We start from the raw sequence: 24920 nt of genomic DNA, 5'->3' as shown, positions 1-24920 counted from the left end.
CATTGAATGGAACAGCAGGCAGTAAGGCATGCAGAGGAAAGAATACGCACGGAGCTGCTGCCTGGGCTGAGGCTCGAGAGCGGGAGCTTGCGCCATCCGGTGCAGGCGCGGGATATCCCTCCGGGCTGGGAGCTGCTCGGCTGCGGCAACTATGCCGCCGTGCTGGCTCATCCGGAGCTCGAGGGGCTGGCGGTCAAGGTCTATGCCCCGGACCGGGAAGGCTGGGAGGATGAAGTCGAGGTTTACCGCAAGCTGGGGGAGCATCCGGCCTATGGCCGCTGTTATGCATCCGGAGAGCACGAAGGAGCCCGGTATCTGCTCCTCAAGCGGCTGCGGGGAGTGACGCTGTACCGCTGTCTGCTGGAAGGACTTGTCATTCCGGAGCGGGCGATCGCCGACGTGGACGAAGCGCTCGCCTACGCAGCCTCGAGAGGACTGAACCCTCATGATGTCCATGGAAAAAATGTGATGGTCAGCGACGGAAGGGGAATCGTCGTCGACGTATCCGATTTCTTGAAGCCGGAGCCCTGCAGCATGTGGAGGGATTTGAAAAGAGCCTACTACGGTCTTTATCGCCCTTTGTTGTCCAAGCCGGATCGCTCGCTGCGCATTCCGCCCTGGATGATGAACGGAATCCGCCTCGGCTATCGCTTGGTCAGGCGGCAGTCGGGCCGCCGCCCGAAGGGAGCTCCGACCAGACGGTCCTCCCGAGGGACGCCGCCCGAATAGGGGCGGCATGACCTTGCGGACTCCGGCGGGAGCCGGCCCTGAGCCGCCATCAAGGGCCTTCGTCTCCGAAGGCGCCCGTCAGCTGGCGGACCCGCTCAGCTTCTTCGCGCCGGACAAGCAGGCGCAGGCTGCCGGCTTCCTCGCTCAGCTTCGTCTTGATTCCATGATCCCTGAGATAGGCCTGCAGGCGATACAGCCGGTCAGCCCGGACGCTGCTCTCCGACTTGGCCAGAACCCACCCTTTGCCTGCCTTGATGCTGATGAAAATGATTGCTCCCACAACCAGCACGACGATTGCAGCCCATACGAATGTCATCCCGACACCACCCTCGTTAAGTTAGGATGCTTTCGTGGTTATTCTATTCCTATGCGGCTGTCGGGCATGACAGGAAATGCAAGGCTTGCGGAAAGGAGAAGGAGAGCGATGATCACGATAGGACTTGCGGGCTGGGGGGATCACGACAAGCTGTATCCGACCAAGGAAAGCGCCCGGAACAAGCTCCATACCTACGGAACGCTTTTCGGAGCCGTGGAAGTGGACAGCAGCTTTTATGCGGTGCAGCCCAAGCGGAACATGGAGAAATGGACGGCAGACACTCCGGATGCGTTCCGCTTCATCGTCAAGGCTTACCAGGGCATGACGGGCCATTCCCGCGGAAAGATTCCGTATCCGGACGAAGACGCGATGTTCGCCGATTTCAAGCTTGCTCTGACGCCGATGATAGAAACAGGCAAGCTCGGCTGCGTCTTGTTCCAGTACCCGCCCTGGTTCGATTGCACGAGGGAGAACGTCGCCATGCTTCGCGAGGCCAAAGCCCGCATGGACGGATTGCCTTGCGCGCTCGAATTCCGTCATCAGAGCTGGTTCGTTCCGGGGATGAGGGAGAAGACGCTGGCATTCATGCGGGAGCATGGCTGGCATCATTCCGTCTGCGACGAGCCGCAGGCGGGGGAAGGCTCGGTGCCGATCGTCGAGGAAGCGACGGACAGCGGCTTCACGCTCGTGCGGCTGCACGGGCGCAACGTATCCGGCTGGCATGCATCCGGGCGTCCGAACTGGCGGGAGGTCCGCTATTTGTACCGGTATAGCACGGAGGAGCTGGAGGAATGGGCCGAACGGCTGATGAGGCTGGAGAAGCAGTCGGAGCGGATTGTCGTCATCTTCAACAACAACTCCGGCGGCGACGCGGCGGATAACGCCAGGGAGCTCATGACCCTGCTGGGGCAGCCGCTTCCTGCTCTTCCCGCCGATGCTCCCAAGGAAGCTGCGCCGGACGTGGAGCAACTGGAGCTGTTTTGAAGGGCGGATAAGGAACGATGCCGATTCTGATTCCCTTTGGGGATTGCAGGATCGGTTTTTTTTGAGCTCGAGTTCCCGACGGGGGCTGTCCGTTGATGAAGATGGCAGGAGGCTGAACCACATTGCCGGATGATTTCGACAACGATTGAAATTTTATAGGTAGAAATCGGGACGGCGTTTCGTGGTATCATAGCTGTTAGCTTGCAGAATGGAAATCAGCCTAACAGCCTAACAGATGGGTGGGTTCAATATGAATGCCAAAGTGACGATGCAGGATATCGCCGACCATGTCGGGATGTCGAAGTTCGCCGTATCCAAAGCCCTGTCCGGCAAGGGGGGCGTCAAGCCCGAGACGAGGGACCGTATCGTACAGGCGGCCATCCAGCTCGGGTACAAGTTCCCCGCGCGAGACGCGGCGGCCGCGGACGTCATCCAGGCGCCGGCCTATGAGGGCAAGTCCGTCAGCATCAACAAGCAAGTAATCATCCTCGTCCCGAACGTCCGCTTTCAGACCCGGCAGTCGTACTACTGGGGACGCATCATCGAAGGCGCCCAGGAGGAGCTGGACGAGCGCGGGATCGGCACGATGCTGGTGACGGAGCAGATTACGAGCCAGTTCTCCACGATGATCAATCCCAGAGGGGTGATGGGGCTGATCGGGGTCGGTCTCATCTCCTATCCAAGCCTGCTGGAGATCCGCAATCTCGGCATTCCGATGGTGCTGATCGACCATGAGGAGCCGCTTATCCCGACGGATGTGCTGTCGATGAACAACTTCGAATGGATGAGGCGCATCGTCCATTATGTGATCGGTCTCGGCCACCGCAATCTGCAGTTTGTCGGCAACCTGTCGTACTCGCGCAGCTTCTACGACCGCTGGTTCGGCTTCCGCTCCATGCTGGAGGAGCATGGGCTGGACGTCTCGGGCCAGCATGACGGACTGCTGACCGTGCGGGGACATAACCGTTCGGAAATGACGGAAGCGCTGGAGCCGATGCTGCAGGAGCTGGCGAGGGAAGGCAGGATGCCGACTGCATTTTCCTGCGCCAACGACTCCATCGCCATGTGCGTCATGACGCTGCTTGCCCGGATGGGGATTTCCGTGCCGGGAGACGTCTCCGTCACCGGGTTCGACGACATCCAGGATGCAGCGCTCTCGAGCCCGACGCTGACGACGGTCCATGTGCACAAGCACGGGATGGGACGGCGGGCTGTGGAGGCGCTCCTGCGCCGCGCGGAGCAGCCGGCAAACCCCGTGGAGAAGGTGCTGCTGACCGGCGAGCTGGTCATCCGCCGCTCGACGGCGGCATCTCCGAGGCTATGAGCGGCTTGCTGAGCCGCTTGAAGCTCCTGCTCGATCCCCTTTGGCATCGGATGGAGGCAAGGCTGTTCATCGTCTATGTTTTCGTCGTGCTTTTGCCGATCGCGGTCATTACGTATGTATCCGCATCCCACAATTTCCGCACGATCGAGAACAATACGATTACGTTCGCGTCCCAGATTTCCGGCAAAATGATGAACTCGCTGGACGACTACATCCACGATATGAAGCAGATTTCCATCATCCCGGCCTATCTCGACGAAATTCAGAGCGGACTCGAACAGTCCAATCTTTTTTATGAACATCACCGGGGGGAAAATCCGGACAGCGATCCTTCCTATCAGTGGGAAGAACGGAGCTTCAAGCTGAAGATCCAGCGCGAAATCGAAAGCAGCATTTATTTCATGAACAATCTCAAGGAAGGGTCCAGCAACGTGTATCTGTTCGACAAGCTGGGCAATCCCTATACCGCGGTCAAGAGCGGCGGCGTACGCAACGATCTGCGCGAGACCTACTCCCGCTGGAAGCAGCTTGCGCAGGCACGGAACGGAACTCCTGTGCTGGTCAGCACGCAGGCGGTGACGAGCAATTCGCACAACAAGCAATATGTGTTCACGGTCGTCCGGGACATCATCACGACTTCCTTCAACTCGGTGGGCCTCATAGCCGTCGACGCGAACATCGGGGTCATCGAAAACATGGTGACGGATCTCGACGAAGCGACCCGGGGCACGACGATCATCGCCGATGAAGAGGGCAACATCATCTACGACAGCGAGCGCCAGTTCCTGGCCCAGAACCTCGGGCAGACGCCGCTGCTGAAGCAAGCCAAGGGGGCATCGGGAAGCTTCCGGACGGAAGTGGCCGGGGAGGAGAACCTCGTCATTTACCGGCAGTCTCCCGAGACGGGCTGGAAGCTGCTCATTACCGTGCCGCAAAAGCATCTGGTGGAGGACGCGGCGCGCAACCGCATGTACAGCTTGGCCGCAGCCGGGCTGTCCATGGCCGCTGCGCTGGTCATCACGCTGGTTCTGATTCTGGCTCTGACCAAGCCGCTTCGTTCCATCATCGGCCTGATGCGGCAAGTGCAGGGAGGCAACTTCGACGTCCAGTTCCCGGTCAGGCGCCGCGACGAAGCCGGCATGGTCGGACACGCCTTCAACCGCATGGTCGCGAGAATCCGCGAGCTGATCGACAACATCTACCGGATCGAGAAGCGCCGGACGGAGGCGCAGCTGGAGAACCTGCAGCGGCAGATCAATCCGCATTTCATCTACAATACGCTGGAGTCGATCCGCATGACAGCGATTCTCAACGACGATGCGGAAGTAAGCCGCATGGTGCAGCTGCTCGGCGAGCAGCTGCGGTACAGTCTCCATGCGGGGGACAGCCTGGTATCCGTCGCCAGGGAGTGGGAGCATCTCGAGCAGTATATCGAGCTGATGAACCACCGCTACGGAGCCCGGTTCCGGCTGCACATCACGCCGGAGGCCCTGAATGCCGACACGAACGTCATGAAGCTGATCTTCCAGCCGATCGTGGAAAATGCGGTGCTGCACGGCTTCGACGACGAGCGGGAATGGCTGAACATCAAGATCGAGACGCGCATGGAGGGAGCCGACCGCCTGTTCATCATCTGTGATGACGGACGGGGTCTCACGGAGGAGGAGCTGGCGCTTGTACGCAGCCGGCTGCAGCCCGGGGAGCCGGAAGGCGAGCCTGACCCGTACGCGGGTGGAATCGGCCTGCGCAACGTGCAGGAGCGGCTGCAGCTGCGTTACGGACCATCCAGCGGACTTAAAGTGGACGGAGAGCCGTCCAATGGAACCTGCGTCACCATGAGAATTCCGGATACGGCGCATCTCGCGCCGGAGAGCGGAGCCGGAAGAGGGGAGGAAGAACCATGATCAAAGTAGCCGTCGTAGACGACGAGGAGAAGATCCGTCTTGGCTTGGCGAGGATCATCGAGCGGACCAGCTCCGCTTACAGCATTGTCGGCGTCTGGGGAAGCGCGAGGGAAGCGCTCAGCAGGCTGGAGGAATCCGGAGCGGACCTGCTCATCACCGACATCCGCATGCCGCAGATGGACGGCCTCCAGCTGGCTGCGGAGCTGCGCAGCCGGGGAAGCGCCGTTCATATCGCCATCCTGAGCGGCCACAACGACTTCAATTATGCCCGCGAGGCTCTTCGCTGCGGTGTGGAGGACTATCTGCTCAAGCCCGTCAATCAGGAGGAGCTGGAGCGGCTGCTGGAAAGGGTGGAGGGAAAGGTCGGCGAGCAGCGCGGACGACAGCCTGTCCAGCCGGAATCGCTGCTGGAGCTGATGCTGTCCGCAGACTCGTCGCGGATTCCGCGTCCGGTATGGCAGTCGGCATGCGACCAGCTCGACGAGCTGCCGCTGATCCGGGGCCTGTATGCGTTCATGGTGCTGCATGTCCTTCCTGAGCTGGACGGGGAGGAGCTGCGCCGAGCCGCGGCTGAGCTGCGCCGGGACAGCCTCGCCCTCGTGAGGGAGGGAGGAAACGTCGCTCTGCTGATCGGCCTGCGCAAGGGCGACCATGCCGATACGGCCAGAGAGCTTGCGGTGACGCTGCTGGGCAGGCTGCCGATCTCGCTGGAAGCCCGCATCGGGACGGGAGGCGTCTACAGCGGCGGATCCGGCTTGGGCCAAGCGTACAGGGAAGCGGAGGCCGCCTGCCATTCCGCCTGGTATGCTCCGTCCGGGCAGCCCGTTGCCGCTTACGCCCCCGCGCCTCAGCGGCAGGCCGATCCGGAGCCGCTCCGCAGGTGGCTGGACAATGCCAAAGGAGCCGTCAAAGCAGGCGATCTCGACGGAGCGTCCGTAGCGCTGGACGAATGGATCCGGGAGGCTGGAAAGCTGCGCATGGCATGGAGCTTCCTTGTGGATGCCGCTGCGGAAGCAGCCGCCTCCATGGAGGAGGGGCTGACGGAACGGAAGGAATCCGCGAGCCATTCCATGCCGCAGCCCGGCAGCTTCCCCGAGTGGCAGCGCTACGCGGCGGCGCTGCGGGAGATTTTCCAGGAAGGGCTGCGCCGGGTCAAGGACCAGCGGCATGAAAGCCGGTCGGTCGAAACCGTCAAAGCTTATTTGCATGAGCATTACAGCGAGGAGCTCGACCTGCAGACGCTTGCCGATCTGGTGCATCTGACGCCGAGTTATCTCAGCAAGCTGTTCAAGAGCGAAACGGGAGAAACCATAACCGATTATGCGATTTCGGTGCGGATCGAGCAGGCCAAGAAGCTGCTGAAGGAACGCCCGGAGCTGAAAACCTACGAGGTCGGCGAGCTGTCGGGCTACACGGATCCCGCCTATTTCACCAAGGCATTCAAACGGGCCACGGGGAAAACGCCCAAGGAATACAGGGACAGCGCGAGATAGCGGGAAGACGCATCTGCCGCGTCGTTGCCGCCCTCGGTTGGCAGCCGTTGCTTTCGGTGCATCAGCATCAGCAGCATAATCCGGTTGAGGGAATCCAATTCCGGCAGGCGAGTGGAACAGGCATCTGCATCCGTGCAGATGCCTGTTTGCTGCATAAGCTAACGCAGCTAACAGAGTTAGCACAATAGAAGACAACAAAACCAAACACCGTCCATTCGCAAAGTCCAGGGAAGGGCCTATAATTACCTATACTGAAAGCGGTATCAATCCCCGCAAATGAAAGTGAGGGAAACTTCGTGAATCGGCTCAACTACAAAACGCAGCGATTACTGATCTTGTTCGGCTTTCTGACCATACCGGTCTTGCTCAGCCTTACATTCTCGTACTATCCGGCCGTTTCCCTGATTTACTACAGCTTTACGGACTGGACCGGCACCGGCTGGGACATGAACTGGGTGGGCCTGGACAACTACAAGCAGATCTTTTCCGAGCCCGAGGTGTTCAACGCCCTCAAGAACAACGCCTACTATTTCGTGGGCGGCTTGATCCAGGTGGCCTTCTCCTTGTGGTTCGCCGTTATCCTGACCGGACGCCTGAAGGGGAAATACGGCTTCCGCGTCGCGCTGTTCCTGCCGTATGTGCTGCACAGCGTCGCGACGGTCATCATGTTCAAGAACGTGTACCATCTCGACTATGGAGCCTTGAACGGCCTTCTGCGCGCAGTCGGACTGGATTCCTGGCAGCAGAGCTGGCTCGGCAATCCGCATCTGGTCAACGTCTCTCTGGCGTTCATCTCGATGTGGAAATACATGGGCCTCAACATGGTGATTTTCATCGGCGCCCTGCAGTCCATTCCCGGGGACATCTACGAGGCGGCATCGATCGACGGCGCGTCCGGCTGGCAGAAGTTCCGCTTCATTACCGCCCCAAGCATCAAAAGCGTCCTCTCGCTCATGCTGCTGCTGACGCTGACCGGCGCCCTCGAGGCCTTCGATATTCCTTACGTCATGATGCTCGGAGCCAACGGAACGCAGACCTTCGTCATCCAGACCGTGGACACGGCCTTCAAGTATCAGAGCTTCGGCCTCGCATCGGCAATGGCGGTCGTGCTGCTCATCATCGTACTGATCTTCATCGTCATCCAGCGCAAAGTCTTGTTCAGGGAGGGGAAATAAATCATGGATCAAGAGAAAAGCTCGCCGCTGTTCGCGGCTTTCAAATATCTCACGATCGTGCTCGCCCTGTTCGTCGTGTTCTTCCCGATCTACTCGGTATTCGTCGGCGCTTTCAAAACCCAGATGGAGTACTACCAGTCCTCCTCCCTGGCGCTGCCGCATGACTTCTTCAACTTCGACAACTTCAAGAAAGTATACGATGTCGGGGATCTCGGCCTCGGCTTCAAGAACACGCTGATTATCCTCGTAGCGGCTGTCGCCGGCAACGTCGTGCTCGGCACGATGGTCGCGTACGCCCTGGGCCGCTTCGACTTCAAGCTGAAAAAGCCGATCATGGGCATGTACCTCGTCGCCCAGGTCATCCCGATGGTGACGACCCAGGTGGCCACGTTCTCGATCATCCAGAAGCTCGGCCTGTACAACACGATGGGCGCTCCGATCATTCTGTACATCGGCGCCGACGTGCTGCAGATCGTCATCTACCTCCAGTTCGTCAACAGCATTCCGAAAGACCTGGACGAGAGCGCAATGATGGAAGGGGCTTCGCTGTTCAAGATATACCGCTCCATCATCTTCCCGCTGCTGGCCCCGGCTACGGCGACGCTCATCATCCTGAAGACGATTTCCATCTACAACGACTTCTACACGCCTTATCTGTACATGCCGAGCCAAAAGCTTAAGGTCGTCTCCACCGCGATCTACTCGTTCGTGGGGCCGAATGCCGCCCAGCTCAATGTCATCTCGGCCGGCATCCTGATCATCTTCATTCCGACGGTCGTCTTGTTCCTCTTCCTCCAGCGCTACATTTTTGCGGGGGTTACGAACGGAGCGGTCAAGTAAAAAATCGCAGAGGCGGCTTGAGGGCCGCCTTTGCTGTTTCCGCAGAGGGTGAACAGGCTGCGCTGCGGAGTCCATCGGAGGAGAAGGGCAAGCTGCGCTGCGGAGTCCATCGGAGGAGAAGGGCAAGCTGCGCTGCGGAGTCCATCGGGGGAGAAGGGCCAAGCTGCGCTGCGGAGTCCATCGGGGGAGAAGGGCCAAGCTGCGCTGCGGAGTCCATCCGATCCTCCAATCGCTGTTGAAGCCGGATTGCTCTGATTTTACACCCCCTTACAGGGTCGCAATCCGTCTTCAAAGGCGAACGCTGCCGCTTTTCCGGATTCGGATGGCCTCCTCCGCTCCGCTTGGAGGGAGAACAACAGGTAGGGTCACCTCCGCTCCGCTTGGAGGGAGAACAACAGGTAGGATCATCCCCGCTCCGCTTGAGGGAGAACAACGAGGTAGGTCAGCCTCCGCTCCGCTTGGAGGGAGAACAACAGGTAGGATCGTCCCCGCTCCGCTTGAGGGAGAACAACGAGGTAGGTCAGCCTCCGCTCCGCTTGAGGGAGAACAACAAGGTAGGGTCGCCCCCGCTCCGCTTGGAGGGAGAACGACGAGGTAGGGTCGCCTCCGCTCCGCTTGGAGGAGAGTTGGAGGAAGTATCACCGATGAAGTCTTGGAGCCAAAACGGTCGTCTCTGTTTTGGAATTTATCGGACATACGATCCGCTATTCGGCTCGAAATCAAGGATTTCATCATTTATCGGACATACTGGACCTACGTCAAGAAAGTAGACAGTCGGTAACGGACGCCTTTAGGAAATCTGCTTAAACGTAGCTGCAAAACGTGCAGGTGAAAGATACCCAAGCGAACCGTGGATTCGCTTCCGGTTATAAAAAAACTCAATGTAGTGGTAGAGGTCACGGTAAGCCTGCTCCCGGGTCTTAAAACGGGTACAGTAAATGAATTCTTTCTTCAGAATACTGTGAAAAGACTCCATGCTGGCGTTGTCATAGCAGTTGCCTTTACGGCTCATACTCGCCTTCATGTTGTACTGAGCGAGTTGGCTACGGTATTCGTGGGAAGCGTACTGGCTTCCTCGATCTGAGTGGTGCAAGAGTCCCTGCCGGGGTCGCTTGGCGTCGTGAGCCATCTTCAGCGCGTCGAGCACAAGATCCGTTTTCATTTGAGGAGCCAGCTTCCAGCCTACAATTTCACGCGTACAGAGATCCATGACGCTAGCTAGATAAAGTCGTCCCTCGCGACAGGGGATATAGGTAATGTCAGCAACCCAAACCTGGTTCGGTTTCTCAACCGTAAATTGCTGGTTGAGTGTGTTGGGGGCGATCGCAAGGTCATGATTGGAGTCGGTTGTCGTGACTTTAAACGTGCGGGAGACACAAGAGCGGAGACCAAGTTCGGCCATGTACATGCCTACGGTTCGTTCGGTGATGCGGTGCCCTTCCTGGTGAAGCATGTGTGTAATTTTCGGCGCACCGTAGCGCTGTTGGGCATCGTGAAAGAAGAACCGAATTCGCTCCTGCAGCTTGGCTTTGCGCAGCGCTTGAGCACTAGGCTTTGTACAGCGCCACTTGTAATAACCGCTCCGAGACACCTCAAGGACACTGCACATCTTCTCCAGGCGGAACTCGGAGCGATGATCTTCAATGAACTGAAAATTCAGTTCCGTGGTTTGCTGAAGATGTGCACGGCTTTTTTTACAATGGCCAGTTCCTCTTCCACATCGGCAATCCGGCGCTCTTTTTCTTTCAGCTGCTGTTCAAGTTGGCGTATGCGTTCCGCGCTGTTAACCGGCTCTGTTTCGAATTGTCGGTACTGAGAAAGCCATTGATTTAACGTGCTCTTGGGGATGTCGAGCTCCTCTGCGATCTCTCGGACTGACTTGGTCTGTTCTTGAATGAACTTCACGGTTTGTTTCTTGAATTCTTCATTGTACCGCTGCCGTTGCTCGCTCATGAGAACACCTCCATCTACGGTTATTATTGGCTGTCCGTTATTTGGTGTCCACTTTTTATTCTAGCTGCATACGATCCGCTATTCAGCGATTTTAGCCCTCATACGGTCTCATTTTAGCGAAATAACGGATCTCATGTCCGATACTAAGCTGTCTAGGCAGTAAAATGACAAAATAACGGATCGTATGTCCGATAACAAGCGACGCTCGGGCGCACAGGAATTACAATGGGCCAAGCAGCCAGGATTGAGATCACACGATAAGAAAGCAATTAAAGCGAACGCATTAGAGGCCAGAATACGCCAAGCACCCAGCCAGAACAGTTCACAATTAGTTGGATGGTTCGGTTCATGAACGCCCAGCGAGAATAGCGCACGACTAGTACGATGGATCACAATACGCCTGGCGAAAAAGTGCCAATCTGCGTTGGATGTTCATGATCGCGCAGAGAGAATAGTGCAGTATTAGTTGGATGGTTCATAATCGCGCAGCGGAATAGTCAGGAATTAGTTGGATGGGTATCGTATTGCCTGGCGAGGATAGCGCCAATCTGTGTTGGATGTCATGATTGCGCAGCGAAATAATCCGGAATTAGTTGGATGGTTCACGTAACGCCCGGCGAGGATAGCGCCAATCTGTGTTGGATGTTCATGGTCGCGCAGCGACAATAGCCCAGAATAAATGCTGTTCTGGAGCCAAGCGAGCAAGTCGAAAGCTGCTTTCAAATACGAGGCTACATCGGAAAACCTTGCCGAGGCCCAGAAATGGCAAAACGGATTTGTTTTTTTGAAGCCTATACGAGGAGGAACTGCAAAATGAGCAAACCCGAACTTGAAATGATTACCGGCATGACCTGGGGATGGACCGGAGTAAGAGGGACCTGGGAAGGCCCAGAGGCCGAGCATTCCATGAACGAAATGGCCAAGCTGAACGTCGGCTGGGCCGGCATCACGCTGGGAGCGATGCAGGCGACGGCGCAGTCGACCGAAATCGCGTACTGGCAGGAGCCGACCGTCACGGACGGCGAGGTCCGCGCCGCTATCCGCCGGGCGAAGGAACTGGGCATGAAGGTGGTCATGAAGCCGGTAGTCAACTGCGCGGACGGCACATGGAGGGCGCATATCAACTTCTTCGACATGGACATCCCCGGCGAGCCGACCTGGAGCCAGTGGTTCGCTTCCTACGGGAAGTTCATCCTCCACTACGCGGAGATCGCCGAGCAGGAGGGCTGCGAGATGCTCTGCATCGGCTGCGAGATGGTGCAGACCGACAAGCGCGAAGCCGAATGGAGGGCGCTGATCGCCGAAGTCCGCAAGGTGTATGGCGGCTTGATCACCTACAACTGCGACAAGTACCAGGAAGGCAACGTGAAATGGTGGGATGCGGTCGACATCATTTCCTCCAGCGGCTACTATCCGATCGGCGAGTGGGAGCAGCATCTGGACCGGATCCACGAAGCCGTGTCCCCTTACGGGAAGCCGTTCTTTTTCATGGAAGCCGGCTGTCCGAGCCGCGAAGGCTCCCCGCTGCGGCCGAATGACTGGTCGCTTCCCGGAGCTCCCTCCGGCGAAGCGCAGAAGGACTATTACGAGGCGATGTTTAGCGCCTGCGAGAAGCGCCGGTGGGTGAGGGGCTTCATGCTGTGGGATTGGCCGGCAAGGCTGTACAACGAAGAAGATGCCGCGGCTAACGACGATTACTGCATGTACGGCAAGCCTGCCGCGGCAGTCGTGAGGGATTACTACGGACGGGTTTGAACGCAGGCTTCTATTTTTACGAAGGAGGATATATACGATGATCGAATCCATGAACGCCGAGTGGCGCGCAGAGCTGGAGAAGGAACTGAAGGAGAACATTCTGGGCTTTTGGAAAGAGCATACGCTCGACAAAACGAACGGAGGCTTCATCGGCGAGATGAACGGAGCCGGTGAAATCGTGCCCGGAGCGCACAAGTCGCTTGTGCTGAACGCCCGCATTCTATGGACGTTCGCGGCTGCCTACCGCCGCTACGGCCAGGAAGACGATCTGCGCATGGCGGAGCTCGCACTCGAGCAGCTGGAGACCCGCTTCAAGGACGAAGAGCATGGCGGCTTTTACTGGATGATTCATCCCGAAGGAAGCCCTTCCGAGGATAAAAAGCAGGTGTACGGCCAGGCCTTCGTCATTTATGCGCTGGCGGAATATGTCCGTGCGACGGGCAATCGCGAGCCGCTCGGACTCGCCGAGGAGATTTACCGTCTTCTGGAGCGTTACGCCTATGATCCGGTCCATACCGGCTATATCGAGGCTCTTGCCAGGGATTGGAGCGAAACGGACGATCTCAGCCTGAGCGGCAAGGACCTCAATGAGCGCAAATCCATGAATACCCATCTGCATGTGTTGGAAGCCTATACGAACTTATACCGGATCTGGAAGCCGGAAGGGCTTCGCTTGAAGCTCAAAGAGCTGATCGAGGTGCATCTGGACCGGATCTTGGACAGCAGCGGCAGCCATTTCCTGCTGTTCTTCGACGACGAATGGAATTCGCAGGCCGCCGACGTTTCCTACGGCCATGACATCGAAGGCAGCTGGCTGCTGTGGGAAGCGGCGGAAGTTCTCGGAGATCCGGAGCTTGAAGCCCGCGTCCATAAGGCCGCGCTGGCGATGGCGCATGCGACGCTCGAGGAAGGAACGGATGCGGACGGAGCTGTTTTCAACGAGCTGCATGGAAATGGAAAGCTGGACGACAGCAAGGATTGGTGGCCGCAGGCCGAGGCGATGGTCGGGTATCTGAACGCTTACCAGCTCTCCGGCGAAGAGAGATATCTGGAGGCTTCGCAGCGCAGCTGGCGGTTCATCCAGGAGAAGATCAGCGACCGCGAAGGCGGCGAGTGGCACTGGCAGGTTACCCGCGAGGGCGTGCCGAATCCCTTGCAGCAAAAGGTGGGAGCCTGGAAATGTCCTTACCATAACAGCCGCGCCTGCCTGGAAGCGGTAGAGCGTTTGGAATCGCTAACAAAAAGGTCTCGTTAGCATAAGAGATGACAATAAAAACAAACGCAGTTCATTTTTTTGCAGGACCGCAAGGGCTAGAATAGGTCATGTAAGCGATAACAGAAAACGATTCCGAGACAAAGACCGCAAAACCCGCATAATTCCGCACACTATATTTTAGGGGGCAACAAAACATGAAAAAACCTCTTTTGGTCACGATGACAGCCGTCCTCTCCCTGTCCATGCTTGCCGCATGCGGCAACAACAACAACAGCGGCAACGCCGGGAACACAGGCGACACGGGCGCGGCCAATACGGGAACGGCATCCAATACGAATGCCGGCGGCACGGGCGAAGCAAGCGGGCTTAAGGGCACGCTCAAAGTGCTGACGCACCGCACCGACTATATCAACGACGGCACGATGGACAAATACGTCAAGAAGTTCCAAGAGAAAAACCCGGACGCGAAGGTTGAATTCGAAGGTCTGACGAACTACGCGACCGACATCAAGACACGCCTGACGACAGGCGAAACGGGCGACGTGCTGATGGTGCCTGCGGGCATGCCGGCTACGGACTATCCGAAATATTTCGAGCCGCTTCCGGACTCGATGTTCGACGACGTCTACTTCGCGGACAACAACGCCTTCGAAGGCAAGCGCTACGGCATCACGACAGGCGTCAATACGCAAGGCCTCGTGTACAACAAGCAGGCGTTCAAGAAAGCCGGCATCGACAAGGCGCCGACGACTCTCGACGAGCTGTACGCTGACGCGCAGAAGCTGAAAGACGCCGGCATCATCCCGCTCTACATGAACTTCGGCGCTCAATGGCCGATGGGCGCGTGGGGCGACGGCTCCGCGTTCTATGTTGCAGGCGAAGCGGACCTCTCGACCAAAATGGCTGCCGATCCGGCTCCGTTCCAAATGGACAACGCCTGGGGCCAGCTGGCTCAAATCGGCCGCGAATTCATCAGCAAGGGCTGGGTCGAGAAAGACCTGTACACGAACAACTGGGAAATGTCCAAAGGCGAAGTGGCCAGCGGCAAAGCCGCCATGTACTTCCTCGGCAACTGGGTCATTCCGCAAGTCGAGGCAGCCGGCGCTTCCTCCGACGACATCGGCTTCGTGCCGTTCCCTTACGACAACAGCGGCAAGCTGAACGCGCCTCTGGGCTCCGACTACATGATCGCCGTCAGCAAAAACAGCAAGAACAAAGAGCTCGCTGCCGCATGGGTCGACTTCTTCGTCAAAGAATCCGGTTATGTGAAAGACTCCGGCTTCATGCCGATCATCAAATCGGAAAAAGCGGAATCCCCGCAGCTGGCCGAGTTCCAGGCGACGAACCCGACGTTCATCGAAGGCCTGCCTAACGATCCGAAATTCGCGGAAATCGCGAACAAAGCGCAAATCGGCATCGGCACGGGCAACTACATCCAGGATCTGCTGATCTCCAAGGATCTGAAAGCCGGCCTGGACGACCTCAACAAAAAATGGGCGAAAGCCAAAACGGATCTGGGCTACTAAAACCGGATCGTTCCAAGCAGGCTCCCTTTTCGGGAGCCTGCTTTTTTTCCGTCATCTTCGCCCGCCGGTTCTGCCCGAGCCGGATGCGCCTGTCTTGCCGTATTGCCCCGTTGTTCAACCGGCGACGATACAATCGGCTCATCAGCCCTTGCAAGGCTTGTTTGTTTGACGGGGGGGCCGGGTGGTAAAATAAGTAGTGTAAAGGGTTGAATAACGATGTGGAGGCGATGTTCGGAATGACGATACAACTGCAGGGACTTCAAGATACGGCCGAGCTGCATAACGGCGTGCGCATGCCGCGCCTGGGACTTGGCGTCTGGAAAGTCACGGAGGAAGGTCAGGTCGAGCAGGCGATCAAGGATGCCGTGAACGCCGGCTACCGCAGCATCGACACCGCGAAGATCTACGGCAATGAAGAAGGCGTCGGCCGTGCGATCGCGGACGTTTCCGTGCCGCGCGAAGAGCTCTTCATCACGACCAAGGTTTGGAACGCGGAGCAGGGCTACGACAGCACCCTTGCCGCTTATGAAGAGAGCCGCCGCAAGCTCGGCCTCGAAATCATCGATTTGTATTTGATCCATTGGCCGGTCAAAGGCAAGTATAAGGAAACCTGGCGCGCCATGGAGCAGCTGTACAAGGACGGCAAAGTCCGCGCGATCGGCGTCTGCAACTTCCATGTGCATCACTTGGAGGATCTCCTCCAGGATGCGGAGATCAAGCCGATGGTCAACCAGGTGGAATACCATCCGCTGCTCGCCCAGACCGAGCTTCGCCAGTTCTGCCAGGATCAAGGCATCGTGCTGGAAGCCTGGAGCCCGCTGATGCAGGGCAACCTTGACCTGCCGCAGCTGAACGAGCTGGCGGTCAAGTACGGCAAGACGCCGGCGCAGATCGTGCTCCGCTGGGACTTGCAGAACGGCGTCATTACAATTCCGAAGTCGACGAACGAGAAGCGGATTCGCGAGAACGCGGACGTATTCGACTTCGAGCTGTCGCATGAGGACATGGCGCTTATCGAAGGGTTGAACCAGAACAAGCGCTTCGGCGCCGATCCCGACAACTTCGACTTCTGATCCATGGCGGGACGGCGGATAGCGGGCAAATCCGAGGCGCACACTAAGGAGGCCTTCCTCTTGACACTCGCAACTGTAACTGGTATTATTACAGTACGAAACGGGGTGGCCGTCTCGCATGAACAGTGAATTTACGATTGCAGTCCACAGCCTGGTGCTGCTGGCTTACTTGCCGGAAGGCAGCGCCTCCAGCGAAACGATCGCCGAGAACGTGTGCACCAATCCGGCCCGCGTCCGCAAGGTCATGGGTTATCTCAAGCGCAGCGGCTATGTCGCCACGCGCGAGGGCTCCGGAGGAGGCTACCGGCTTCTGATGGATCCAGCAGAGGTGACGCTGAAGGACGTATACCGGACGATTGCGCAAGGGTCGCTGATGCCGAGCTGGTGCTCGGGCGATCCGGATTGCGATTGTCTCGTCGGATCCAACATGAACGAGGTCATGAATCGTATCTTCTGCACGGCCGAGCAGCAGCTGGAGGATTACTTCTCCGGCCTGACCATCGCCGGCGTGCTCAAGGACATCCATAGCTGCGATTCATGTTGAGCGGCATCGGGTCAGATGGATTTAACTATTTAACCGAGAGGATGATTGAACATGGCAGTAGCACTGACGAAAGAAAACTTCAATGAATCCGTGCAATCCGGCGTAGCCCTGGTAGACTTCTGGGCTCCTTGGTGCGGACCTTGCAAAATGCAGCTTCCGATCGTCGAAGAGCTCTCCACGGAGCTTGCCGGCACGGCAACAATCGCCAAGATCAACGTCGACGAACAGCCTGAGCTGGCTTCCCAATTCGGCGTCATGAGCATCCCGACGCTGATCCTGTTCAAAGACGGCCAGCCGGTCGACAAAATGGTCGGCGTGCAAAGCAAAGACGCCCTGAAAAACAAAATCCAAGGCCAGCTGTAAGCTTCCGCCTTGCGACTTGCGCCGCCGCTCTCTTCGGCACCAGCCGCGATGCGGCGGCATCAGCGCAAAAACAACCCCGGTCCAGCGCCTCGCGGCGAAGACCGGGGTTTTTGCTGTCTTTTTCACCTTGGGCTTCTTTTCGTGCCTGAAGATATCGCTCCTTCCTCTGCCGCATAAGCTTGCCAAAAAGCCTTGCTTCTCCGCTGAAGGAGGGCAAGGCTTTTCGCATGCGTCGGTCTAGGCCAGAGGGCTGCGCTGCAGCAGGCGGCGGATGGAGCGGTCCGCCTCGCGGAGCGTCACGTCCTTGTCGACAGTCAGCATGACGCCTCGGTCCATAAGCACCTTGCCGTCGACGATCGTCGTCTCGACATCCGCACGGGTCGCGGAGTAAACGATGCGGGAGATGATGTCCACATCGAAGGAAGGGAACGTGTGGAACTGGTTCAGGTTGAGGATGGCCAGATCGGCTTTTTTGCCGACTTCCACACTTCCGATATCCGAACTCATGCCGACCGCCTTGGCTCCTCCGATCGTCGCCATGCGGAAGACGCTGCGCGCATCCATTGCCGTCGGTCCATGGACGGGCTTCTGAATGAGGGCTGCCAGGCGCATCTCGTTGAACATGTCGAGATTGTTGTTGCATGGCGCGCCGTCTGCTCCAAGGCTCACGCTGATGCTCGTATCGAGCATATCGGGAACCTCGGCGATGCCGGAAGCCAGCTTGAGGTTGGAGCCGGGGCAATGGCTGACATGGACGCCGCGCTCGCGGATGATCCGCTTCTCGTTGTCATCCAGCCAGATGCAGTGGGCCAGAATCAGCCGGTCCGTGGCAAGCCCGATATGATCGAGGTAGGCGATGTTGCGCATGCCGGTCATCTGCTCCACCAGCTCGATCTCGCCGAGATTTTCGGAGGCATGGGTATGGACGTTCACCTGATAGCGATCCGAGAGGCTGGCAACCTCGCGGAGCAGCTCATCCGTGCAGGACACGACAAAGCGCGGGGAGAAGGCGTAGCGGATCCGGCCGTTGTCGTGCTGATGCCATTTTTCCAGCAAGTCGACGCTCTCCTGCAGAGAGGCTTTCGTCTCCTCCTGCAGCGGCAGCGGGATGTCGCTTCCTTTGCGGTCCATCATGACCTTGCCGGACAGCGCGCGGATGCCGCTCGCAGCGATGGCCTGGAAGGCCGAGTCCGTGTGGTGGACGGTCTCCATGTCTACGATCGTCGTCGTGCCGCTCTGCAGCAGCTCGCCGATGCCGAGCATGGCGGAGTAATAGATGGACTCCTCGTCATGGGCAGCTTCCAGCGGCCAGATGCGCTTGCGCAGCCAGTCCAGCAGCTCCAGATCGTCCGCCTTGCCGCGGAACAAGGTCTGGCACAGATGGATATGGGTCTGGACGAAGCCGGGGATGACGGTGCGGCCGGAAGCGTCGATGACGCGGTCGGCGCCGCTGGCGTCGAGATCCGGGCCGATCGCGGCGATCCGGTCGTCCTCGATCCGGATATCTCCGTGCACAATCTCTTCGCTCGCATTCATCGTGACGATCTGGGCGTTCCGGATCAAAATTGTGTGGGGCATGGAATCTCCACTCCTTCAAAACTAAAAATAGCCGCGAATAAAATACGCCGAGGGGCATATTTTTTTCGTAGCTAGAAATTTACGGTTTCCGGTAGAAACCCTGAACCCTATCGTCCAGGATATACGAAATGAGACGTATTTATGCGGTTGTAGGACCAGAATACTGCAATGTCAGCTTCAATGTCAAATCATGTGAGGCCGGGTCAGGACTTGCGGATCGGGAAGGTCCAGCAGGACATCGAGTACCGGAGAGGGGCGGCGGCATGGGGGAAAGCAGGCGCAAGGCGAACCATAGCCAAAGGACAAGCCTATGGCTGAATGTCGGACGGCGAGGGCGGTCGAACGAAGGAGCAAGAAAGGCGGGAGGCGCATTGACGGAGCCTCCCTTGTCGGGACTGGGAGGGTGGCTATGGCTCGTCCAGCTCGGCCTCGCTCTTCAGCTGGCTGTGTTCGCGGCGCAGCTTGCCGGGCTGATCCGCTATTTGTTCGCGGATGGAGGGTGGCCTGCGATCGCCGACAGCCAGGCGGCCGACTATCATCCGCTGATGGTTCCGCTTGCCGTCTACGAGCTGGCGGAGCTGGCCGTGCTGCTCCTGGCCACGGCGATGATGCTGGCCGGCTTCTATCGGAGGCTGCAGGCCTTCCCCGCCTGGATCGCCATGTATCTGCTCGCCTGCTTGGCCGCGGTCGTGCTGGAATGCGGGTTCATCCTGCTCATCCCTTCCACGAGGGAAAGCGGCCTGCAGAATTCGCTCCCGGCCCTGCTGCGGACGGCCGTCCTGGCCGCGGCCTGGATTCCCTACTTCAGGCGGTCTCTCCGGGTGAGGAACACGTTCGTCCATTGAACAGCCTTTGCCGAGAGCGTCGGATGCCTTTGCCCGGGGTATATAGAGCTATAAGAACGATTCGAACGAAGGAGGAATTTCCTTATGCGCATCCTAGCCGTCATCCTCATTATCGCCGGCCTTATTTTCGGCATATCCGGGCTGTTCGATCTTGTCGTCAACTCGGTCAAATTCGTCTTCTACATTCTGGCCATCCTGCTCCTCGTCGGAGGCATCGGAATGATGTTCAGAAGGATCAAGTCCTGACCCCGCGATTCCGGAGATCGCGGCTTTCCGAAGAAACGAGGCCGATCGACGGCTTCGTTTCTTTTTTGCTTTCCGGCTGCCGAAACGCCGTCCGGCCTGTCGGATCAAGGCGGTAAATATATCCTTTTCCCATATATTCAGAGGCAAATCCAAATGGTAGAATAGAGGGGATTTACTAGAGAGGAGCGTTTCTCATGAAAAAACCCCAACTATCGCTGAAGGGCCGCCTCGCCTTCGCCCTCGCTTTCCTGCTGCTTTTCAGCGGCGGCGCGGGCGCCGCTTATGGCGCAGAGACAGCGGTTCAGCCCGATGACTATCATATCGTTGCCCTGGGAGATTCCATTACCGTCGGGTACGAGCCCAAGGTGGAATACACGGTCGCTTCTCCTCCTTACGGCTACGCCGAGCGCCTGTACGAGCAAGCGCTGCTGCACGGACGCGCCTCGCTGTCCAATTACGGAATCGCCGGCTTGAAAAGCTCCGGACTGAAAGCATTTGTAAGCGCCATCGGTTCGGGGACGCCGATAACGGCCGATGCCATACAACCGAGCCTTCCTGATCCGAGGACGAACGAGTTCGGAGCGGCTGCCGCAACGATCCGCAAGGAGCTTGCGTCCGCCGATCTCGTCGCCATCACGATCGGCGGCAACGATGTCTCCGCGCTGCTGACGAGCGCGTCCGCCTTGTCGGATGCCGATCTGGCGGCGCAGGTCGCCTCCCTTCTGACCGAATACACCGGCAATATGACGGCTGTGATCGACGCTCTTCACGAGATCAATCCCGATGCGGCCATCGTCATCGCCGATCAGTACCAGCCGCTTCCGGTCATCGGAGGCAAGGAGCTGTACGCCAAGCTGACGGGCGCGACGGATGCTTTCACGGCCAATCTGGACAAGCTCGCGGCGGGCTACTCCGCCCAGGGCGCGGACGTCAAGGTCGCCCATGTCGCCAAGGAATTCGTCGGGCGCGAAGGCGTCCTCACCCATATGATCAAGGACCGGGATTTCCATCCGACCCAGGAAGGGTACGCGGTCATCGCCAGCAGCTTTGCGGCGGCGATATGGGGAGCCGGCATCGATCTGGCTGCTCCCGCGGCCGGTTCGCCGATGAACATCTATGCCGTCGGCAAGAAGCTCGACACTCCCTATAAGCCGGTGCTCAAAAAAGGCGTCAACTACATCGCCATCCAGGATATCGTGCAGGCAGTAGGCGCGAAAACCGTATGGGATGCCAAAACGTCGACGGCCAACATCAAGTACGGCAGCTTGACGGTCGGCGTGAAGATCGGCGCCGCGACCGTGACCGTCAACGGAGTCGCCGTGCCGGTCGATTCTCCGGCCTACCTGCAGCAGGTAGGCAAGGAGTCCAAGACGTATGTGCCGCTGGCTACTGTGGCCAAAGGGCTTGGCTTCGGAGTGACCTATATTGCTCATCTCAAAACGGTATTTATCAATCCATAGCTTTTTTGTCCCGGCCATTCTGCGGTCCGTCCAGCGTGTTTTCCTTCCGGAAGCGCCCTGCGGCGGGCCGTTTGGCTTGAAGAATGATGTCCATATCAAGGAACAGGATTCCAACGATGGCGCGGACGCGTCATCCAACGAAGAATGCCGGAAGTGCACCTGAAGAGAAGCAATTGCCGATAGGAGGCCGAGGAATGGGGAACTGGCTGGCAACGCTCCGCAAAGGCTATGGCCGCAAGCTCGCCGGGATCCATTCGCTGAACGGATGGATCGTCTTTCTGCTGGCGGTGTCGGGGCTCATGCTGTTCGGAGGCTACTGGAGAGGCGTGCTTGGAGAAGGCCGCGTCTGGCTGAAAGGAATCCATATCGTGCTCGGCCTTGCGTCCTTGCTGCCGATGGCGGCCTATGCGCTGCTCGCCCCCAAGCACTGGAAGCAGTTGCGAGGCAAGCCGTGGCAGAGAGCGAACGTAATCGTCGTGCTGGCTCTGCTCGGCGGCTGGCTGCTGTCGGGAATCGTGCTCTGGCTGCACCGGCAGCTTGGTCCCGGCTGGGCGAATCCGGCTCTGACCTGGCATGACTTGCTGACCTGGATCGGCCTGCCCTATGTGCTGTACCATTCCATCACCCGATTGAAATGGCTCAAGCAGGCTGGCCGCCGCACGGTCCGCACCGGCAAGGAGGACGGACTGCATCCGGCCGCCTCTCCGGAAGCGCTCATGTCCAGACGGACGTTCATTCGCACAGCCGTAGGGGCGGGCATCGCGCTGGCGGTCGGGCCATCCTTCCTGCAGTGGGCGGGGATGGCGCTCGGCAGCGCCGGCGGAGCGACCTCGGAAGAGCTGGCGAGCCGCGATGCCAACCGGCTCATCCCCGCTCCGCAGCCGCTGCCGGCATCGCTGCCTCCGCAAGGCGGCGGGGCCAAGGGGAATTTTCGCGTCTACACGGTCACGCCGATTCCGTCCTTCACGAATGCGGACTGGTCGTTCACGGTAGACGGGCTGGTGGAGAAGAGCTTCATCTGGAACTGGGAGCAGTTCGTCGAGCTGAAGCGGACCGTCCAGGTCAGCGACTTCCACTGCGTGACGGGCTGGTCGGTGTACGGCAATACGTGGGAAGGCATCCCGCTGAAGCTGCTTCTGGAGCAGGCGGGCGTGAAAGCGGGGGCGGCGACGGCGAAGTTCTACTCCGGCGACGGGGTCTACACCGACTCGCTGACTCTCGAGCAGGCGGTCATGGACGATGTCATGGTGGCCGTCCTTCATGACGGCAAGCCGATCCCGAGCGATCTCGGCGGTCCTGTCCGGCTCATCGTGCCGCGCATGTACGCCTACAAATCGGTGAAGTGGCTCAATCGCATCGAGCTGATCAAAGGCGACCATACAGGGTACTGGGAGGAGCGGGGCTACAGCAAGGACGCCTGGGTGTGACGGGAGCGCCGAAAATAAAGAAATAGGGAAATATCCGCTCAAGCCATCCGATTTCGATTGGCAAGATGTCGTTTGGGATGGGCAGCAATTCGTTGCGGCAGGCATGACCCAATTCAAGATAGCCTCCTATTCGTACACGTTTCCTGTCGCTGCCATATCCAAGGAAGGGACCCAATGGTCGCTGAAGCCCATCGAAACCTCTGCAAGAGGCGATAATATCCTTATTTATAAATCAATCAAAAATGGCTTGTCGCTATGGGGAGAAATATCCTGAGCTCGGCTTCAAAGGGCAAGCCGATTATTATACATCCATCGATGGGGCAGCATGGAAAAAAACGAGCGCGCGACCATAGACGGTTCCAGCGGTTATTTTCCGTAATCTGGGATGGAACACGCTTCATCGCCGTCGGCTTGGAGGGCGTTGTGCTGACAGCTGCGCCGGTTGGCAAATGACAGCAATTAAGATGCCTGTCCTCTCCTGCCATTTTGCTCTGGGTGCATAGGGGGATTGCATTGTCTTGCCATCGCATGAGCTTTCGTTCTCTTTATGTATGCAGCGAAAAGCCGCCTTTCGGCGGCTTTTCGCTTTGAGACGGGTTTCCTTGCTCGGCAATTGGAATCGCGGCTGATTGCGGATGGTCGGAAGACGATGCCGGCTTCAGTCGGTTTTCTTCTTTTTGCCCGTAAAATTAGTGACGGATTTGACATCCTCCACCACGTCGTTGACGAATTCCATATTTTGGTTCTTTGCATGGCTGTGCGACGTTCCTTTATAGTTACCTTGATGGGACTTGTTCTCCATGAGCGGTTCACCTCCCGCCGTTAGTATGGTTCGGGACGGGCCTGCCGATACGGCAGAGGGCCGCGGACAGCCCATCCGGAAAGGAGCATGACAGCATGAATCTAATCTCGAATCCATTCCGCAGCCGCCCGGAGCGGCGGCAGCGGCATCTGATAGCCGGCTTGATGCTCGGCTCCCTGCTCATCGCCGCCGGCTGCGCGGGACCGCAGGACCAAGGGGATCCGGCGCCGTCAGCCGCTCAGGCGACCGGAACGCCGTCTCCATCGCCCGCCGGACAGGATGACGCGGGTCCTTCGCCTGCCTCCATGCTGGAGCGCGGCAGCAAGGCGCTGGCGGAAGTCCGGAATTTCGATCTGGACATGGAGCTCAAGCAGCAGATGGTGACGGACGGGGACACGACGTCCATGTCCATGAGCAATAAAGGCTCTATTTTCCTGGAGCCGCTCGTCCTGAAGCAAGTCACGGTCAATGATTTCATGGGCGACCAGGCGACCATCGACTCGTACCTGAACAAGGACGGCTACTACATGTACGATCACTCCAATTCGTCCTGGAGCCGGATGCTGGCCTCCGAAGTGCCGAAGATCAAGGCGACGCTGTCGGACTTCCAGATCGCACCCTCCAAGGAGCTCGACAAGATCAAGCCGCATGCAGCGAGCTTCAAGGCTTCCTCCAAGGAAGGTGTCATAACGCTGGCCTACAGCGGCGACGGCAAGGACGAGGCCGCCGAGGCGCTCGTGCGCGATCTGCTTCGCAGCACGATGGGAACCGACGAGATGGATGCTGCGATCCGGGATTCCATCCAGGTCGCCTCGCTTGCGTATACGCTTGAATTCGATGAGAAGACGGGACTGCTGAAGCGGCTGAAGGCCGATGCGGATGTCACGATTGAATATGATGAAGGCAATCCCTCCAAGCTCCATCAGGAGCTGACCTTGGATTACGGCAGCTGGAACGAGGCGAAGGCCGTGCAGGTGCCGAAGGAGGCTCTGACCGCTCCGGAGGTCATGCCTGCCGACCAGGGACTTCTGGATGCGCTTGGCGTGGAGGAAGGCGAGCAGCCTTAGATCGGAAGGAATGGGTGTTTTGTTCGATCCGGGATTCGCGGCCTGGCCGAGCGGTGAAGATGCCTTCAAAGCGCAGGGCGGTCCGGCATCCAATAAACCGTACCATTCATTGTTGGAATTCTTGATGGATCATATCCAAGATGGACCCTATCCAAGATGATCATATCCATGTGAATCATATCCAAGATGATCATATCCATGTGAATCATATCCAAGATGAATATATCCAAGATGAATCATACACAAGATGAATCATACACAAGATGAATCATATCAAAGATGAATCATGTACAAGATAAA

General features: G+C 58.3%; 23 protein-coding genes and 1 riboswitch. Of the genes, 18 read left to right on the top strand and 5 right to left on the bottom strand.

From position 1 onward, the window contains the following. Positions 1–6: 6 nt before the first annotated feature. The gene (locus tag ACLBWT_RS10505; RefSeq protein ID WP_447663017.1) at positions 7–729 is read left to right on the top strand and encodes a serine/threonine protein kinase; all 723 of its coding nucleotides are present in this window, start codon (positions 7–9) and stop codon (positions 727–729) included. A 49-nt stretch (positions 730–778) separates the two neighbouring features. Here ACLBWT_RS10505 and ACLBWT_RS10500 read toward each other — a convergent pair whose 3' ends face one another. Further along, a complete protein-coding gene (locus ACLBWT_RS10500) occupies positions 779–1045 on the bottom strand; it encodes a hypothetical protein (protein ID WP_447663015.1) in 267 nt (88 codons plus the stop codon). 108 nt (positions 1046–1153) lie between these two features. Here ACLBWT_RS10500 and ACLBWT_RS10495 point away from each other — a divergent pair, with 108 nt between their 5' ends. From ACLBWT_RS10495 to ACLBWT_RS10470, 6 genes are all read left to right on the top strand, one after another. Continuing rightward, entirely contained in the window at positions 1154–2029 is an 876-nt protein-coding gene (locus ACLBWT_RS10495; protein ID WP_447663013.1) for a DUF72 domain-containing protein, read from the top strand. A 250-nt stretch (positions 2030–2279) separates the two neighbouring features. Then, the gene (locus ACLBWT_RS10490) at positions 2280–3353 is read left to right on the top strand and encodes a LacI family DNA-binding transcriptional regulator (protein ID WP_447663012.1); all 1074 of its coding nucleotides are present in this window, start codon (positions 2280–2282) and stop codon (positions 3351–3353) included. After that, a complete protein-coding gene (locus ACLBWT_RS10485; protein ID WP_447663011.1) occupies positions 3350–5257 on the top strand; it encodes a cache domain-containing sensor histidine kinase in 1908 nt (635 codons plus the stop codon). Before ACLBWT_RS10490 ends, ACLBWT_RS10485 begins: the two co-directional genes overlap by 4 nt. Next, positions 5254–6750 (top strand): response regulator, encoded by a 1497-nt coding sequence (locus ACLBWT_RS10480; protein WP_447663010.1) that lies wholly within the window; start codon positions 5254–5256, stop codon positions 6748–6750. The genes ACLBWT_RS10485 and ACLBWT_RS10480 overlap by 4 nt, the downstream gene beginning before the upstream one ends. A 296-nt stretch (positions 6751–7046) precedes the next feature. Next, positions 7047–7925 carry a carbohydrate ABC transporter permease gene (locus ACLBWT_RS10475; protein ID WP_447663009.1) on the top strand — a complete coding sequence of 293 codons (879 nt, stop codon included), beginning with the start codon at positions 7047–7049 and terminating at the stop codon, positions 7923–7925. A 3-nt stretch (positions 7926–7928) separates the two neighbouring features. Then, entirely contained in the window at positions 7929–8765 is an 837-nt protein-coding gene (locus ACLBWT_RS10470; protein WP_447663008.1) for a carbohydrate ABC transporter permease, read from the top strand. 790 nt (positions 8766–9555) lie between these two features. Here the strand turns inward: ACLBWT_RS10470 and ACLBWT_RS10465 are convergent. Together ACLBWT_RS10465 and ACLBWT_RS10460 are read right to left on the bottom strand one after the other, a co-directional pair. Next, entirely contained in the window at positions 9556–10410 is an 855-nt protein-coding gene (locus ACLBWT_RS10465; protein ID WP_447663111.1) for an IS3 family transposase, read from the bottom strand. Between the two features lie 11 nt (positions 10411–10421). Continuing rightward, entirely contained in the window at positions 10422–10718 is a 297-nt protein-coding gene (locus ACLBWT_RS10460; RefSeq protein ID WP_076360304.1) for a transposase, read from the bottom strand. An 813-nt stretch (positions 10719–11531) separates the two neighbouring features. Between ACLBWT_RS10460 and ACLBWT_RS10455 the strand changes: the two genes are divergently transcribed. The 6 genes from ACLBWT_RS10455 to trxA all read left to right on the top strand — a co-directional run bounded on the left by ACLBWT_RS10455 (position 11532) and on the right by trxA (position 17195). Next, positions 11532–12473: a glycoside hydrolase family 113 gene (locus ACLBWT_RS10455; RefSeq protein WP_447663007.1), complete on the top strand. Its 942-nt coding sequence runs from the start codon at positions 11532–11534 to the stop codon at positions 12471–12473. Positions 12474–12510: 37 nt separating this feature from the next. Continuing rightward, complete coding sequence (locus ACLBWT_RS10450; protein ID WP_447663006.1) at positions 12511–13728, top strand: AGE family epimerase/isomerase; 1218 nt, start codon at positions 12511–12513, stop codon at positions 13726–13728. A 155-nt stretch (positions 13729–13883) separates the two neighbouring features. Beyond that, on the top strand, positions 13884–15215 hold the full coding sequence (locus ACLBWT_RS10445; RefSeq protein ID WP_447663005.1) for an ABC transporter substrate-binding protein: 1332 nt from the start codon (positions 13884–13886) through the stop codon (positions 15213–15215). 236 nt (positions 15216–15451) lie between these two features. Further along, on the top strand, positions 15452–16288 hold the full coding sequence (locus ACLBWT_RS10440) for an aldo/keto reductase (RefSeq protein WP_447663003.1): 837 nt from the start codon (positions 15452–15454) through the stop codon (positions 16286–16288). A gap of 118 nt (positions 16289–16406) precedes the next feature. Continuing rightward, positions 16407–16832 (top strand): Rrf2 family transcriptional regulator, encoded by a 426-nt coding sequence (locus tag ACLBWT_RS10435; RefSeq protein WP_447663002.1) that lies wholly within the window; start codon positions 16407–16409, stop codon positions 16830–16832. A 51-nt stretch (positions 16833–16883) separates the two neighbouring features. Then, positions 16884–17195 (top strand): thioredoxin, encoded by a 312-nt coding sequence (gene trxA, locus ACLBWT_RS10430; protein WP_447663001.1) that lies wholly within the window; start codon positions 16884–16886, stop codon positions 17193–17195. A gap of 237 nt (positions 17196–17432) precedes the next feature. Here trxA and ACLBWT_RS10425 read toward each other — a convergent pair whose 3' ends face one another. After that, positions 17433–18773: a 5'-deoxyadenosine deaminase gene (locus ACLBWT_RS10425; RefSeq protein WP_447662999.1), complete on the bottom strand. Its 1341-nt coding sequence runs from the start codon at positions 18771–18773 to the stop codon at positions 17433–17435. A gap of 48 nt (positions 18774–18821) precedes the next feature. After that, positions 18822–18920: riboswitch (purine riboswitch) on the bottom strand. A gap of 224 nt (positions 18921–19144) precedes the next feature. On the opposite strand from ACLBWT_RS10425, the gene ACLBWT_RS10420 reads away from it, so the two are divergent. The 4 genes from ACLBWT_RS10420 to ACLBWT_RS10405 all read left to right on the top strand — a co-directional run bounded on the left by ACLBWT_RS10420 (position 19145) and on the right by ACLBWT_RS10405 (position 22751). Next, complete coding sequence (locus ACLBWT_RS10420) at positions 19145–19618, top strand: DUF2569 family protein (RefSeq protein ID WP_447662997.1); 474 nt, start codon at positions 19145–19147, stop codon at positions 19616–19618. An 84-nt stretch (positions 19619–19702) separates the two neighbouring features. After that, positions 19703–19864 carry a hypothetical protein gene (locus ACLBWT_RS10415; RefSeq protein ID WP_447662996.1) on the top strand — a complete coding sequence of 54 codons (162 nt, stop codon included), beginning with the start codon at positions 19703–19705 and terminating at the stop codon, positions 19862–19864. A gap of 194 nt (positions 19865–20058) precedes the next feature. Then, complete coding sequence (locus ACLBWT_RS10410; RefSeq protein WP_447662995.1) at positions 20059–21324, top strand: GDSL-type esterase/lipase family protein; 1266 nt, start codon at positions 20059–20061, stop codon at positions 21322–21324. A gap of 194 nt (positions 21325–21518) precedes the next feature. Continuing rightward, entirely contained in the window at positions 21519–22751 is a 1233-nt protein-coding gene (locus tag ACLBWT_RS10405; RefSeq protein ID WP_447662994.1) for a molybdopterin-dependent oxidoreductase, read from the top strand. 658 nt (positions 22752–23409) lie between these two features. Here the strand turns inward: ACLBWT_RS10405 and ACLBWT_RS10400 are convergent. After that, on the bottom strand, positions 23410–23553 hold the full coding sequence (locus ACLBWT_RS10400) for a hypothetical protein (RefSeq protein WP_021881336.1): 144 nt from the start codon (positions 23551–23553) through the stop codon (positions 23410–23412). A gap of 95 nt (positions 23554–23648) precedes the next feature. On the opposite strand from ACLBWT_RS10400, the gene ACLBWT_RS10395 reads away from it, so the two are divergent. Continuing rightward, the gene (locus tag ACLBWT_RS10395; protein ID WP_447662993.1) at positions 23649–24620 is read left to right on the top strand and encodes a DUF6612 family protein; all 972 of its coding nucleotides are present in this window, start codon (positions 23649–23651) and stop codon (positions 24618–24620) included. The last annotated feature ends 300 nt before the right edge of the window (positions 24621–24920 follow it).

The sequence above is a fragment of the Paenibacillus sp. D51F genome, from assembly GCF_053345695.1.
This window is presented reverse-complemented; position numbering and strand designations above follow the sequence as displayed.